The sequence below is a fragment of the Wolbachia endosymbiont of Ctenocephalides felis wCfeT genome, from assembly GCF_012277295.1.
GTDB lineage: Bacteria > Pseudomonadota > Alphaproteobacteria > Rickettsiales > Anaplasmataceae > Wolbachia.
Window position 1 is genome coordinate 1263748 of record NZ_CP051156.1, and the last position, 15568, is coordinate 1279315.

At 34.2% G+C, this 15568-nt stretch carries 13 protein-coding genes and 1 pseudogene; 6 read left to right on the forward strand and 8 right to left on the reverse strand.

Annotation, left to right across the window (positions count from 1 at the left end; translation table 11 throughout):
- Positions 1-83 precede the first annotated feature (83 nt).
- The gene (locus HF197_RS06155; protein WP_168464662.1) at positions 84-1109 is read left to right on the forward strand and encodes an aspartate-semialdehyde dehydrogenase; all 1026 of its coding nucleotides are present in this window, start codon (positions 84-86) and stop codon (positions 1107-1109) included.
- 73 nt (positions 1110-1182) lie between these two features.
- On the opposite strand, the gene HF197_RS06160 is transcribed toward HF197_RS06155, so the two are convergent.
- Positions 1183-3507, reverse strand: coding sequence for an AAA family ATPase (locus HF197_RS06160; RefSeq protein ID WP_168464663.1), 2325 nt, complete (start codon positions 3505-3507; stop codon positions 1183-1185).
- A gap of 214 nt (positions 3508-3721) precedes the next feature.
- On the opposite strand from HF197_RS06160, the gene HF197_RS06165 reads away from it, so the two are divergent.
- From HF197_RS06165 to HF197_RS06175, 3 genes are read left to right on the forward strand one after another with little or no spacing between them, the layout of a single operon-like run.
- Complete coding sequence (locus HF197_RS06165) at positions 3722-5161, forward strand: hypothetical protein (protein ID WP_174855542.1); 1440 nt, start codon at positions 3722-3724, stop codon at positions 5159-5161.
- A 4-nt stretch (positions 5162-5165) separates the two neighbouring features.
- Positions 5166-5774, forward strand: coding sequence for a hypothetical protein (locus tag HF197_RS06170; RefSeq protein WP_168464665.1), 609 nt, complete (start codon positions 5166-5168; stop codon positions 5772-5774).
- Between the two features lies 1 nt (position 5775).
- Complete coding sequence (locus HF197_RS06175) at positions 5776-6576, forward strand: hypothetical protein (protein ID WP_168464666.1); 801 nt, start codon at positions 5776-5778, stop codon at positions 6574-6576.
- 11 nt (positions 6577-6587) lie between these two features.
- Here HF197_RS06175 and ccmC read toward each other — a convergent pair whose 3' ends face one another.
- The 5 genes from ccmC to HF197_RS06200 all read right to left on the reverse strand — a co-directional run bounded on the left by ccmC (position 6588) and on the right by HF197_RS06200 (position 10123).
- Positions 6588-7298: a heme ABC transporter permease CcmC gene (gene ccmC / locus HF197_RS06180; protein ID WP_168464667.1), complete on the reverse strand. Its 711-nt coding sequence runs from the start codon at positions 7296-7298 to the stop codon at positions 6588-6590.
- 66 nt (positions 7299-7364) lie between these two features.
- Positions 7365-7841 carry a Holliday junction resolvase RuvX gene (ruvX, locus tag HF197_RS06185; protein WP_168464668.1) on the reverse strand — a complete coding sequence of 159 codons (477 nt, stop codon included), beginning with the start codon at positions 7839-7841 and terminating at the stop codon, positions 7365-7367.
- A 35-nt stretch (positions 7842-7876) separates the two neighbouring features.
- On the reverse strand, positions 7877-8227 hold the full coding sequence (gene gatC / locus HF197_RS06190; RefSeq protein ID WP_168464669.1) for an Asp-tRNA(Asn)/Glu-tRNA(Gln) amidotransferase subunit GatC: 351 nt from the start codon (positions 8225-8227) through the stop codon (positions 7877-7879).
- Positions 8220-9134, reverse strand: a complete 915-nt coding sequence (locus tag HF197_RS06195; RefSeq protein WP_168464670.1) for a ribose-phosphate diphosphokinase — start codon at positions 9132-9134, stop codon at positions 8220-8222. Before HF197_RS06195 ends, gatC begins: the two co-directional genes overlap by 8 nt.
- A gap of 164 nt (positions 9135-9298) precedes the next feature.
- Positions 9299-10123: a P44/Msp2 family outer membrane protein gene (locus tag HF197_RS06200; RefSeq protein ID WP_369800008.1), complete on the reverse strand. Its 825-nt coding sequence runs from the start codon at positions 10121-10123 to the stop codon at positions 9299-9301.
- Between the two features lie 160 nt (positions 10124-10283).
- On the opposite strand from HF197_RS06200, the gene HF197_RS06205 reads away from it, so the two are divergent.
- A complete protein-coding gene (locus HF197_RS06205) occupies positions 10284-11153 on the forward strand; it encodes a hypothetical protein (RefSeq protein WP_168464671.1) in 870 nt (289 codons plus the stop codon).
- Between the two features lie 294 nt (positions 11154-11447).
- On the opposite strand, the gene HF197_RS06210 is transcribed toward HF197_RS06205, so the two are convergent.
- A complete protein-coding gene (locus tag HF197_RS06210; RefSeq protein WP_168464672.1) occupies positions 11448-12404 on the reverse strand; it encodes an IS5 family transposase in 957 nt (318 codons plus the stop codon).
- 32 nt (positions 12405-12436) lie between these two features.
- On the opposite strand from HF197_RS06210, the pseudogene tnpC reads away from it, so the two are divergent.
- Positions 12437-13699: pseudogene (gene tnpC / locus HF197_RS06215) on the forward strand (IS66 family transposase); the annotation flags it as partial.
- 76 nt (positions 13700-13775) lie between these two features.
- Here tnpC and purH read toward each other — a convergent pair.
- Entirely contained in the window at positions 13776-15287 is a 1512-nt protein-coding gene (purH, locus tag HF197_RS06220; RefSeq protein WP_168464673.1) for a bifunctional phosphoribosylaminoimidazolecarboxamide formyltransferase/IMP cyclohydrolase, read from the reverse strand.
- Between the last annotated feature and the right edge of the window lie 281 nt (positions 15288-15568).

The window sequence follows — 15568 nt, forward strand, 5'->3', positions numbered from 1 at the left end:
ATTTTAGAGTAAAAATATTAAGAAATTGTAAATTTTTTTAATAAAAATATAATATAATTTAAATACTTAGGGGTTTTATTTATATGATACGTAAAATAGCTGTTATCGGTGCAACAGGAAGAGTAGGACGTGAAGTATTGAGTATACTTTCTGACTTTCAAATAGGTTATGTCGTTGCACTTGCATCAAAAAAATCAGAAGGAAGAAAATTAAGTTTTGGTGATAAAAACTTAACTGTTTTATGCCTTGAAAATTACGATTTTGCTGAAATTAATATAGCTATCTTCTGTGCTGGATCTAATGTTTCCGAAAAGTATGTACCAATTGCAACAAAAGCTGGGTGCATTGTGATAGATAACACTTCTTATTTTAGAATGAAAGAAGGTGTGCCACTGATTATTCCAGAGATTAATAAGGAAAGAATTGCAGAATATAAAAACCATAACATCATATCCAATCCAAATTGCACAACAATACAGATGCTCCTAGTGCTGCATTTATTAAATCAAAAAGCAAAGATAAAAAGAGTAGTCACTTCGACTTATCAATCAACCTCCGGTGCCGGTAAAGCAGCAATGGATGAACTCTATAACCAGACAAAAAAAATGTTCATGAATGAAACTACAAATCCTGAATTATTTCCTAAACAAATAGCATTTAATTGCATTCCTCAAATAGGGGAATTCATGGAAAACGGCTCTACAAAAGAGGAATGGAAAATACAAGAAGAAACGAAAAAAATCTTGGGGAAAGATGTAAGAGTAACTGCAACTTGTGTAAGAGTGCCTGTTTTTATTGGTCATGCAATAGCAGTTAATGTAGAATTTGATCAACAAATAACTGTAGAACAAGCTCGTGAAATATTAAGTAACGCTGAAGATAAAGGGATTTTAATGCACAATGGACGTGAGTATACAACTCAAATTGATGTTGTACAAGAAGATGCCGTGTATGTGTCACGCATTAGAAAAGATGATACTGTTCAATATGGATTAAATATGTGGATAGTAGCTGATAACCTACGTAAAGGTGCAGCGTTAAATATAGTGCAGATTTTAGAAATTTTAATCAAGGAACACTTGGAGAGTAAGGTGGAAGTGTTAATATGATATTCCATGGTAGCTTTCTTTTGTGTCAATTATAGTAAACTACCGCCTTTCCCTTGTTTCTGCTATTTTTTCTCTACTTTATTTTCTCATGGCAAATTTTGTTCACAGAGCCTACAAACTCGATTTTATTTTCCTTTTTATTCATGAAAATATTCAGGATTTTTCCTTTTACTAATCTGCAATTGAGTATCTCATCTGCCAGATAACCCTTTATTTCTTTTTCAATTAGTCTTTCTATTGGACGTGCTCCCATTTCTTTACTATAACCCATTTTAGCGAGATAAAGCTTTACCCCTTCATCGACTGAACAAGATATGCCCTTTTGTGTAAGCTGATTTTTCAGCTCAGCAATGAATTTATCAACTACATGGAGAATGGTATCTTCATTTAAATCAACAAACGAAATAGTTGCATCAAGGCGGTTACGAAATTCAGGGCTAAAAACCTGCTCTAGTGCTTTCTCGCTATCACCGATGTTAAAGTCTTTATATCCAAAGCCAATAGAGCTTTTGCTACGCTCAAATGCTCCTGCATTGGTTGTCATGATTAAAATCACATTAGAAAAATTAATCTTGCGTCCGTAAGTGTCTGTAACGCAGCCATAATCCATGATTTGCAGTAGTATATTGTAAATATCACTATGTGCCTTCTCGATTTCATCAAGCAGCACAACGCTATACTGATTATTGGATACAGCTTCTGTGAGCAACCCACCTTGATCATAGCCAGCATATCCGGGAGGAGAGCCAATCATTCTCGAGACTGTGTGAGGTTCCATGTACTCGGACATATCAAAGCGTATAAGGTGCATACCCATGTTCTCTGCCAATTGTTTTGCAAGTTCCGTTTTACCCACACCAGTTGGCCCCGCAAAAAGGTAGCTGGCTAATGGCTTGTTGTAGTTTCTCAACCCCGATTTAGCAATTTTGATAGAGTTTACTAGAGATTCTATAGCTTCTTCTTGACCAAAAATAACTTTTTTAAGATTTTCTTTTAAAGATTTCACCTTTTGAAAATCCTTGTATTCAGAGCCGCAAGGTACGTTTGTGATACGAGTAATGGTACTTTTAATATCACGACTATTCACAACTTTGCCTCTGTTTCTCAGCAGCTTACAATATGCTCCTGCCTCATCAAGGACATCAACTGCTTTGTCTGGTAATATTCGCCCAGTAATATATTTATATGAAAGCTCGGCTGCTGATCGGATAGCATTTGCTGTGTAATACACTCCATGGTAGCTCTCGTAATAATGTTTTATACCATTTAGTATCTTCACTGTTTCACTAACAGATGATTCTCTGATATTAATTTTTTGAAACCTTCGTGCCAGCGCTTTGTCCTTTTCAAAACTAGTACTATATTCTTTGTATGTTGTTGCACCTATGCAACGCAATGTACCTCTTGCAAGTGCAGGCTTGAGCAAGTTTCCTGCATCAAGAAAGCTACCACTTGTTGAGCCAGCACCAATTATAGTATGTATTTCATCAATAAATAAAATAGCTCCTGGTTTTGCTTCAATTGCTTTGATGATAGATTTTATTCTCTCTTCAAAATCACCTCGATAACGCGTTCCTGCAAGGAGCGATCCAAGATCTAAAGCATAAATTATACTGGACCTTAGCAAATTTGGAACGTTACCCTCGATGATTTTAAGGACTAATCCTTCAACTATGGTTGTTTTACCAACACCTGGATCTCCAACATAAAGAGGATTATTTTTTCTGCGCCTTGATAATATTTCTATTGTACGATCCAGTTCGTAATCACGGCCAATCACGTAGTCTATTTTCTTGCTCCTTGCAGAATCATTTAAATTTTTACAGTAAGTTTGTAAAACTTCATCATCTTTTAATAACTCACTCTTATTTACGGAAGGATCATTATTTTTATCAGATTTCACTTTATAATTAGTGGTATATTCATCAACACTATCTACATATTTCATGTTGGATATGTGGTAAATGAGGTCAGGGTCTCTTGCACTTTGCTTTTGCAACAGATCTTCTATGTATAAGTCTCGTTCAGACAAAATTTCCACTAGAACGTTCGCTCCACTTATCTCTCTCTTTTCTAAACTATGAGCTCGTATTATTGCCCTATGTATTATGCATCGAAATAGTGAACTAGGCTTCACTTCATGGGCAGCTAATTTAGAGTTGTCCTGCAATAAGACTTTTATATTATAATCGCTAATCTTAATATCACATTTTGATAGAACGTTATCTATATTTATGATTTCCTCAGGGCTAATATTACATCTCGAGAGAACATAATTTACATCCGCATCTTTAGTTAATGCTAATAGTAAGTGTTCTACTTTTGCATATTTAAGATTAAAATTAGACGCTATCAGTAACGCTCTATTTAAACTAGCCTCTAAATTTTTAGAAATCATGCTTTATTCTCTTTTAACGGGAATTTATGTATAATTAATAGCACAGAATTATTAAAAATTTTGAAACCTGGTCAGTAGACTTCTCACTCCATATATGAACATTTTCATATATGTACAACTGTACCTATAAAGTGGTAGGTTGTTAAATTTTTCCTCTGTTGTTTATTGAATTTCAATAAATTACCTTTTTAATCCTTAAATGAGTGTATGCTTTATGTTTGTTTCAAAGCCTAAAAGCAAATTTATGCTTTCTATTGGGGAAGAAGGTATAATATTACTATGCTTTAAGAATGATACCTTAAGTAAAAGGTACTTTGCTAAGAGCAAAAATGACAAAATAGTTTCTGAATTAAGATCATGTCTTCTATCTGATAAAAAAGCACCTTTATACTTGATTCTTAACCATACAGACCAAAATTATACCTCACAGTCTATTCCTGATGTAAGTAGAGTTAGCGCATATCTATCAGTAAAAGCGAAAATGGAGCATTTTGCTGATGATTACGATATAAACTCAGCTCTATTAATAGAGAAGCCAAACAAATCCAGCAAGTATTGGCATTATATTTGCGTGTCATCAAAGGTAAAGCACTTAATAGAATATTGGTTAGATATGTTTATTGAAGTAGGCTCTAACTTCAAGGGAATATTAATGTTTCCTATTGAAGTGAGTAGTACAGTAAAAAAGATTTTACATAAAAATTTAAAATATTGGAAGATCATAGTTGCTGCAACTAAAACAGGAGGCTATAGACAAGTGGTCTTAAAAGACAACAGAATGGTGCTTACACGCTTAGTGCCTTTTACTAACGATGTTTTGCCAGGAATTATTGCGGGAGGAATATACCAAGAAGTACAAAATACCATTAAATCTTTAGCTAAATTTGGTTTTAAAAAGAATGACCATGTTGACCTTTGTATGATTGTATCAGAAGAAATAAAGGCTAGTTTATCAGTTATAAATTTTTCAGAAAGTAGTGTAGATATACTCACTCCATACGAACTGGGAAAATTACTAGGATTAGAGCTAGCTATAAGTCAGAAAGACAAATTCTGCGACACCGTTATTTTATTTCATAGTTTAAAAAATAAACCAATAGCCATCTTTAATACGAAAGAGACAAGAGAATTCTATCTATACAATTCCTTTTCTTTGAATTCTCCTCGAGCTTTTTTATATTTCGCTCTGATATTGGTTGTAATCAATATTCTATCTTTATTAAATTTGCGTTCAAATTTCAATGTTTCTGATAATTTATCAGCGAAAGAGAAGACCTTAAATAATCAATTAGTAAAGCTCAGCCAAGATTATAATGTAAAAAAAATAGATGAAATTTATGATTTTATTAATATGAACAATATTTTATCAAAAATAGAGTATTCTCCTCTTACGCAAGTCAGATACGTGGAAAAATTAAAAGTACCAGGTGCGGAACTTCAGTCTTTTAAATGGCATTACAACGAGCTAAAAAATTCTATTAGCACAGTTTTAAGATTTCATTTGCAGCCAGGCAAAAATCTTACTAGCCAGTATGAAAAGCTACGAAAGAATTTAAATAGTAATTTTCGCACCTATAACACTGATATTTCTAGCTTGCCTGACTCTATAGAACGAAGTGTCTTGGTTGATGTTAAAATAGGAGAGGTAATGTAAATCCATGGCTATTTCTCAACTAAAAAGAAAGGCTACAATACAATTTATATTATATTTATTACTATCTGTTGTGTTAATAGGACTGCTAACGTATATCGTAATATATAACGGCAAGATCTATAGTAAAAACCAAAGCACTGCCAATAAAATACGCTCCATTAATTCACAAATTGTCGAAATTCAAAAGAAAGAAGTTATCCTCAATAAAAACTTAGATTTGTGGCAAAAAATTTCTTCTGCAAATTTACATAGCAGTAGATATATTACAAATTTAAATTTTGAACTTAATAAGTTATATAAGAAGTATTTTATATTAGAACCAGAAATATCAATCTCTGTACCTCAAGAAGTTGATATTCCATATAAAAGTGAACAGGCAGAAGTAATAAAAAGCGAAGTTACTTTAAATTTTAGCTCGATAAGCGATAAACATATTTTTTTCTTTTTACAATCTATTCCAAGTTTGCCTGGTTATGTTATGATTAAGTCTCTTATTTTGAATAAGATAAAAAATATTGACTCTACAATTGTAGATCAAGTTTTAAGTGGTGATATGGTAGAGGTAGTGGGGGCTAATATGGTTTTTGACTGGTACATTTTATTAAGCAGATAAAATGAATATAAAGCTGCTTTTTATTTTGATACTGCTATGTTTCAACTTCAACACGTATTGCGATTGTGAAGATATTGCAGAAAGTATAGAAACGTGTAAAAAGTATTCTTGCACACGGTTTATCAATGATGGCAACTCCATTGAACACAAAATATTAGGATTAAATAGTGAAAATCTATGTGTATATATAGAAAAGCAGGGTGATGATGAAATGGTATGCCATCATTCTCATGATGGAATGATTATAGAAAAAAAGTATTTTGAAAGTATTGCAAGACAAGAAATTGATGATTTGATTGATGTGGCAAAGATTCGTGCAGAAGAATGTTTTTTTATCAATGGTTCAAAGTCAAATGATAAAGATCAAGATTCTGTAATGAAAGAGGCCATCGATTTTGAAGCTTCACCAGAATATAGTGATATAAAAAGCATTTTTTTTGATGAGGAACCAATTAATAGGATGATCCACGAAATGGAGCAATTTAATTTGCGATCTTCAAGAGTAGTAGTAGAAGAAATACTAGATGACTTCGATTGTAAGGTAGTTAGCCTCGATTCGATTTTATACCTTTCACCTGATACGTGGAAAATATGGGTAAATGGAAAGCTATTCATTAACACCCGTGATTTAAAAATACATTCAGTAACTGAAGATTACGCAACTTTTATATGGGCTGTAGATCAACAAGTGGTGAAAAAACAAATAAGCAACCCTAAAAATATATATTTTGAGCGTGAAAGTATTATGTTTACACTTTATCCAAAACAAAAGTTTGATTTGGAAAGTTTATCCATTACATAAGCTTACAGCTGCTAATACCTCATACTAATCTCTCTTTTGATCTTATATAAATTCATCAAGTAAAGTGAGTACAGTATCCACACTACTAAAAAAAATGTGGCGCAAAATATGAACATAACGATTAGCGGTAGCAAAAGAGAACCTTCGATTGCTACTCCACCTTTTCTCATGATGCTAGCTGGTTGATGCAGAGTAGACCACAAATTCACAGAAAATTTTACTATTGGAATGTTTATAGCACTAAAAATAGCAAATACTGACGCTGATTTTTCAGCTCTTGCCTCACTATCAAAGGCACTCCATAATGCGAGATATCCCATATATAGAAAAAACAGGATTAACATTGAGGTAAGTCTTGCATCCCACACCCACCAAGTGCCCCAAGTGCCTTTCCCCCAGATACTGCCAGTAATCAAACATATTGCAGAAAAAATCATTCCAGCGGGAGCGGCTGCGTGAGCTAAAACACTGGCAATGCTATTATTCCACACCAATGAAATAAAACTTAAAGATGCAATTAATCCATATATTCCTAAGGAAAGCCACGCTGAAGGCACATGTAGATACATAATGCGTACAATTTCTCCTTGTTTATAATCCTCTGGGGAAAAAAATAAAGCTAAGAACATTCCGATAAGAAAACATGCAAAACAGATAGCTTCAAGCCAAGGTAATGCCCTCTTAGCAACAGAAGAAAAATTTGTTGGTTTTAACAAAAACATCTTTCACAAATAATCTAGAATAACTTTAATCCCTTTGGTACGCACACAATATTTTTCTTGTATTGCTCATCCTTTCACTCGAATTTCATTCATTTTATCCAATACTCGCTGTAAAATAATACATGCTGCAATTTTATCATCTATTTTTTTTGACTTTGTGATTGATACTCCAGTAACTTTTAGTGTATTTGTCGCAATAGCTGTTGATAAGCTCTCGTCCTGCAAATATATGTCTATTTTATATCTTTTGATTATTTTATTTGCAAATTGAATAATCATTTCACACCATTCACTTTTTTTTTCATCTATTCCATATGGTAATCCTACTACAATTGCGCAAGATTCATTCTCCTTGAAAATTCTATACAGATAGCCTAAATCTTTGCTCATATTTTTTCTATAATATATGCTGTGAGCTGTTGCTATGAGCTGGGTTCTGTCACTAAATGCTATACCTATCCGCTTTTCTCCCATATCAAGGCACATTATACTCTTGTTTCTTGAAATAGATTTTAGAAATTCATCTAAACTATTATGTAACATCTACCAGTTATTTTCCTATATCAATAATATATTGTTTAGTCATTTATGGCTTTTGGCACTACAAAATACCCATGCTCAGACCTTGTATTGGAGAGTATTTCCTCTTTGATATTCCGAGAGTTTACAACGTCATCACGTACATGAACATCCTTATCGATAGTACCGTAACGTATAGGAGAAACGCCATCAGTGTTAACTGATAATAAGATATCATGTATCCAATCAAGCATGGTTAACTCCCTAGAGTAGTGTTTTATCTCATCATCTGATAACTTAATCCTGACAAGATGCGCAATCTTAAGCATTTCTTCTCTAGTAATTGTCACCTTTCTCTTGTTTGAAAACTCTATCAGTGAGGTAATGGTATCTTCTGTTGATTTAGGCACTCTTATCTCCTTGAGTCTTTAATATGAAACTCATTAAAATATCTGCAATTGAAACAACTTCTATTTTATCAATTTTTTCAAATTTGTGAAGCACAGTATCTGTAACTATTAATTTATCTAGTACAGAAGAAGAAATCTTCTCAATTGCATTTCCCGAAAGCACACCATGTGTGATGCAAGCAGTGACAGATTTTGCTCCTTGATTTTTTATAGCAAGTGCCGCATTACAGAGCGTTCCGCCAGAATCTACTATATCATCAACAATGACACAATTTTTACCTGCAACCTCTCCTATTATGTTCATTACTTGTGATATACCAGCCTTTTCCCTATATTTATCAACCACAACAATTTTATCATTTAATTCTACGTTATGTTTTGCTTCTAAGACTTTTGCAAAAGCACGCGCTCTGCCAATTGCTCCAACATCTGGTGCAACAACTGCTAAATCTTCTTTTTTGATAGACTGGGCAAACACTTCAAAACAACTTAGATTAACTACTGGTACATTAAAAAACCCCTCAATTTGAGTTGAATGCAGATCAAAAGCTGCAATGCTGTTTGCACCTGCAGTTTGAATAAGATTTGCAACCAATTGGGCACTCAAAGCTGACTGCATATTATTATTTTTAATAATTCTATCTTGTCTGCTATATCCATAATAAGGAATGACTGCAGTTATTTTTTTAGCATCCGCTCTTTTTACTGCATCAATCATTAGGAGAAGCTCCATAAGATTATCATTCACAGGTGGAGAAATGGACTGTACTATGTATACTTCTTGATTATATAAATTACTTTCTACCTCCACATTTAGCTCACCATCAGCAAATTTTGATATATTACAAGGAGACAGTTCCTCGCTAATCACTAATTCTCTACTAGCATTACCTATTATTATCTTCATGATATTCTTAATTGAATTTTTAAGATTATATAGAAATTATAAAGGTTGCTCAAATTTTGTTAATTTGCCAATACTAAGAAGATTAAGATGTTTACAATATCTTGTAGGCTATTTCATTATGCAAGAGGAGCCCAGTGCAGAGCACTGGGGCAATTATGCATTTTTTATTGGCTAGCAAAATTAACAGTAAGACCAAGTTCTACACTATGTGTAGCAAATAACTTGTTGCTTATGGTTATGTCTTGGGTGTTTGTTGTACTTATTTCTGCACTTTTTTGTCCATTTGTTATTTCGCCGGCTTTAAGTTTTATATCAGTACCAATAGCACCAAAATGTCTATATCCAATGTGTACATTTGTATCATCAGTTATTTTATAATCAAGACCAGCTTTCACTTGGTACGCAGGTTTCCATGACGTTTGTTCAAACATTTTCATTCTTGTCATACCGCCTCCAATTCCAATGTAAGGAGAAAAAGAGAAGCGATCACTCTTCCAGTGATGATAGACATTTGCCATTAAAGATGCATTTTCAATTTGATCATGATTTACTATCACTCCATAATTTTTCGTGCCTCCTTGTCCAGGGTCTTTTATATACGATACAGTCATTTGGCTACTTGCCAGACCAATATTATCCACTTTTATAGAAGAATACATTCCTTCCAGCTCAGCTTTATAGCTATGGTCATTAAGTTCTCCAGCGTAACCAATTGCTACATTTGCAGCAAAAGGTGGATTATAATCTCCCTTGTACTTATCTATCAGCTGACCTTTTGTGTTACTGGCATCTCTATCATTTATAGATACTTTATTAGCAGCTGTAGCATCGGCAGTTCCAATTTTAACTTTCAATGCACTTGTGCTGTTATGAATTTGATTATGATATCCACCGCCAATGTACCATCCATCTGCAGAAGATTGTTGTGACAACAGCAAAGCCATTGCCGTTATTGCTAAAGTTTTTTTACTAATCATTTTACTAATCATTACCACTCCCTCAATTCAAAGTAGCTACTTTAATGCCAGTTAATTAAGAATTGCTTAATATGAAAAGTAAAATTAACCTTTTCTACTTCGTATTAATAATTAACAAAAATGAAACAGTTTTCATGCATCATGTAGTTTTTACAACACATGGAGGGTTAATATGGCGGTTGGTTTAACATTTGAAGAAACTACAGGTACTGCATCAACAGATTTTACCAAGGTGAAAATCATAACTTTGGAAGATAAAACAGGAAATAAATATACTTTAGATATATCTGGAGGAGAGCTTGAATTAGGATATGCACCTAAAACGGGCAATGCAATAAAGTACAAAGTAGAAGGCTTAGGTAAAGCTATGGAAAGCTTGTTTAAAGCAGATGGTTCTACAGCTAGCACACCAGCTCTTGCAGGGGCAGTAGCAGAAGCAGGCGTGGTAGATGCAATAATCGGCGCTCCTGAATTCACAAACAAAGTGTACACTAAAACTAATAATACTGATGCAGTTTACACTAAAACAGAAACAGACGGTGCATTTGCTAAGAAAGCAGATGTATTAAGTTATGATGTTAGTGGTACTTCAACACCTATAAAAGATATAGATACTTTAATAGGTCAATTAACAACTAACGCTGATAAAGCTAAAAAAGTGTACACTGTAGACGGTGCAGATAAAGCATTTGCTCAAATTAGTGGTGACAATGTTGACAAAACTTTTGCAGGGAAAGTGCTTGGTGCAAAAGATGGTGACAAATTTATTTTAGTGGACACATTAGGAACAGCTCTTGACCAAATTACAGACCCTGACCATAAACTATATGGCCCTTCTAGCGGTAAATTATTGGCAAAAGATTTCTTAGGTGCAAAGGGCCTACAGGGGCCAGTTGGACCTGCAGGAGCTCCTGGATCAGCTGCTAACTCTGACGAATTAAAAGTTGATGAAGATTTCCAACAAGCCGTTGCAACAAAGATGTTACAATCATCTTTTGACGCCTCAGGTGATGTGAATACTCCACTTAGCTGGGAGTTTTAATACTAACGAACTTATGGCATCCAAATCTCTGGATGCCTGCGCTCAATGTATAACTGTACGAACGTTGCGTTTTAGGCCATTTACCCACAAAACGGTGTCATCCGAGTAGCTCCCCCTTTGTCATCCGAGTAGCTGACACTTGGGTCAGTAAAAAGAATATCATTACTATACGAACACTGTATTTCCCCCGGCAGGAGTGTGTCATCCCAGTGCTCCCCCTTTGTCATCCCAGTGCTTGACACTGGGATGGCTTTGTTGCATCGCTCTTTGGATAGGAGGCAATGCATAATAAATTCATGAAGCTATCTCAAATTTAGCCATGCCTATTTCAGTAAATTTGTTCAGCAAATAACACTTGAGTAGCATTTCTTTCTTACGGTTAATCTCAGATTTGTTCCTAAAACTAAACCCAAATGTTTGCTTCAGTCGCGAGAAAAAACTTTCTATATAAGATCTCTTCCCATAATTTATCTCTTTTTTCCACTTCTTCATACCATCTTCACCATATGACTTTATGAGCTTGATTGTAGAATTTCTCTCAGCCATATAATCCAGCTTTGGATGCTCCACTGCATTGTTTTGCAGAGGAATTTTTGTCTTTATGCCAAGCTCATTGCACAATTTGTATAACTTCTTTCGATTATATGCTCTGTCTGCATATAGTGTGCTTATATTGTATTTAGCATTAGCCCTTGCAATAAGATCACAGGCTCCATAGTGGTCAGAATAAACTCCACTACTGTATTTTGCAGCTATGACTTTTTTGCTACCTATCTCCAGCATTACATGCAATTTTCTTGTTTGCTTATAGCCACGGTACTTTCTATCTGTACCGTTTGCCTTACTATGGCCTGGAATATTATTGTAGATGCTTATTCCAGTGCTATCTATGGCGATCTCAATATTTTCCATACTGTTTTTATCATGTCTTCGATCATTAATTTTTAAGTTAAGCTTTTTGAATCTTCTGGAAGCCTGGGAATAGCTGATAACTTGCAAATTTTTTCCTATTTGCTCAAGGTATCCCGCTATAAACCCCACCGTTTGTCTTAGGCCTATTCTAAACAAATAAGTTATTATGTGAATTAGAATTACGACTTTATCACTATAAATATTGTTGCTACCGGCCATTTTGGGACTTTTTTCGTACCAATTTTCTATGGCATCGTTGACGTAATAAAAAATATTTCCTCTTTCTTGGAGAAATTTGTTATATTCGTAGCAGTTACTGACTTTCATTTTGACTGGCATATTTTTCCTTTGTCGGTTAAATGCCTGTTTATATCGAAAACGCTGAGTTAAAAGAAAGGCTTGGCTTAAATTCAAAAAATTCATCTATACCAAGCTCCAAAGAATTATATAAGATGAGGGAAAATAAGCCAAAAAGTGACAGGAAAGTAGGAGCACAGGTTGGACATAAAGGCAGTTACCGCCCTAAAATGGAGGCAGATGAGATGGTAAAAATAGAACTGCCCAATACGTGTGAGTGCGGAGGAGAAATTGCGGTATCAAAAGATCCGTATACTCATCAAAAGGTCGATTTGCCGGAAATCAAGCCGTATGTAGTTGAATATTAACTAGAGCATGGACGTTGCAAAAGATGTGGAAAAAGAAAAAGTAGCAAGCTACAAGAAGGAGTAACTGCGGACACATTTGGTCCAAGAGTTAAGTCAGTAATTACAGCATTAAGTGGATTTTACAAGAATTCGAAAAAAGAAGTGGCAAATATTATAAAGGACATTTTCAACCTGGATATCAGCGTCGGTAGTGTATCAAATAGCGAGGCTAGAGTGGCAGAAAAATGCCAAGAAGCATATGAGCAAATTGAGGAAGAGGTAAGCAAGAGCAAAATTTTACATATCGATGAAACTAGCCATTACAACAAAGGTAAACAGGGCTGGTGATGGATGTTTGCGAGCAAAATAGGAAGTGTGATCAAATTGACAGAGTCAAGAGGGATGAAAGTCCTGGAAAATAGTAAATTTGGAAAGAATAACAACCTAGTAGTGACCGACAGATATGCAGCTTACAACTACTTTTCCAGCAAGAAAAGGCAGGTCTGTTGGGCACATTTAGCAAGAGATTTTGAAAGGTTGTCTCATAGTTGGAATAGCGAAGTGAAAGTTTTGGGGTATTATTTAAGGAATGTTGCTACTGAATTATTTGCATTGAAAAAAGCTCTGTTAAAGGATGAAATAGACACATTAAGGTTCATAAGAAGAGCAAGAAAATTACGCAAGCGAACGAGATATTACTTAAAGAATATATCAAATTTACCCGAGGCAATTGGAGCGTCTCGAGTAGCAAAAAATATCATGAAATCGGATCTGATGATGTGGAAATTTTTGGACGATCCAGAAAATATTCCACTGACAAACAACTATGCTGAGCGACAGATTCGGCATTACGTTGTTTACCGAAAAGTTTCATATTTTACACAATCGAAACGGGGAAATATGTTTCTTGAGAGGATAATTTCATTGTACTTGACTTGGAGGCAAAAGAAGTTAAATCCTTTTCAAAACCTACTGGCTATTGCTTCTTAAGCCATACACCTGAATGGATACTTCAAAAGTATTGAATATTGTTAAAAATTGAGTTTCGAAAGAAGTCTAATAAATCCTAATGAAAAAAATTGCGAACACCAGTGAAAAACATAGAAATTTTACTCTCATTTGCAGTTTTTATTACATCTTGATCTCTCAGTGAGCCACCCGGTTGAATAATTGCTGTGATCCCATGTTTTGCACTCTCTGTTATGCTATCTGAAAATGGAAAAAATGCATCCGACGCAAGCACTGCACCTTTACATTTTTCACCTGCTTTTCTTACTGCAATATTTACACTATCTATTCTGCTTGTTTGCCCGGCACCGATGCCAACAGCACATCCATCCTTTGCTATAACTATAGCATTGGATTTCACATGTTTGCACACTTTCCAAGCAAAAATAAGATCTTTTTCCTCTTTTTCTGTTGCAGCACACTCTGTTACTTGCTGTATCTCCTTCGTTGTTATTTTGGAGTCATTACTTTCCTGCACTAAAAAACCACCTATCACATTCTTGATTTGGTATTTTGCATTTCCCTGAAAAGATTTACGAATGACTACTCTTAAATTTTTCTTTTCTTGCAGGACTTTTAGCACCTCATCGCTTACTGAAGGCGCTACTATTACTTCTAAAAAAATCTCATTTAACTTTTTTGCAAGCTTCAAGTCTATTTCCTGATTAAAAGCCACTATGCCACCAAAACTGCTTATTTCATCACACGATAAAGCTTTTTGATATGCTTCAAAAACGTTATTACCAATTGCAGCCCCGCACGGGTTATTGTGCTTGATAATTACTGCTGCTGGCTCTTCAAATTCATCAATTATGTTAAGTGCAGATTCTATATCTACTATATTGTTATAACTTAATTCTTTCCCATGTACTTTTTCTAGTGGATATTTACTGTACTCATTGCTATAAAAAGCAGCCTTTTGATGAGGATTTTCTCCATATCTTAATTCCTGTACTTTATTACCATAAAGAGTAAAAAACTCTGGAAGTTCGTCATTTTTGCTTTGAGATAAAAACCAACTATAAATATTAGAATCATAATGTGCAGTAAGTGCAAATGCCTTAGTTGCCAGATACTTCCTATATTCCAATGTTGTCTTATTATTATTTTTTATCATCTCAGCTTTTAATGTTTCATAATCTTCAATGCTCGAAATCACTGAAGTAAAACGAAAATTTTTCGCTGCAGCTCTGATGAGCGCCACCCCGCCGATATCTATTTGTTCTATTATCTGCTCTTCACTTGCATTACTACTTACCGTTTCCCAAAACGGATACAGATTAGTGATAAGTAAATCTATCGGCTCAATATCTAAATTCTTCATTTCTGCTTTATGTTTCTCTCGATCACCAAGTATTCCGCCATGAATTTTGGGATGTAAAGTTTTCACTCTTCCACCCAATATCTCTGGAAACTTCGTGTAATCTGAAATTTCCTGAGTTTTTATTCCTGCATCAGATAGTACCTTATAAGTCTTTCCTGTTGAAAGAATTTCTACTTGTTGCTCCACAAGAAATTCTGCAAGGTTAACTACATTGGTTTTATCATATACCGATATTAAAGCTCTCATTACTTATTAAAGACAAATTTCTAAATTATAAACCAGAAAAAGAAATTTGGCTATCAAACTTCTTTTATCAATTTATATGTAAAAAATATAATAGATTTCTTTAATTATTAAATTCTTAAGCTTTTTATGATCTTTTCCACTTTTTTATACAGTTGTGTCACTCAGCTCCACAATTATCAAACTTACAAAAAAGCTTTATTATTAAAATACTTTTGTTAATTTCATAAGTGTAGCTATCCATTCTACCTCTTATTAAAAATATCATTACTAATATGTAAATT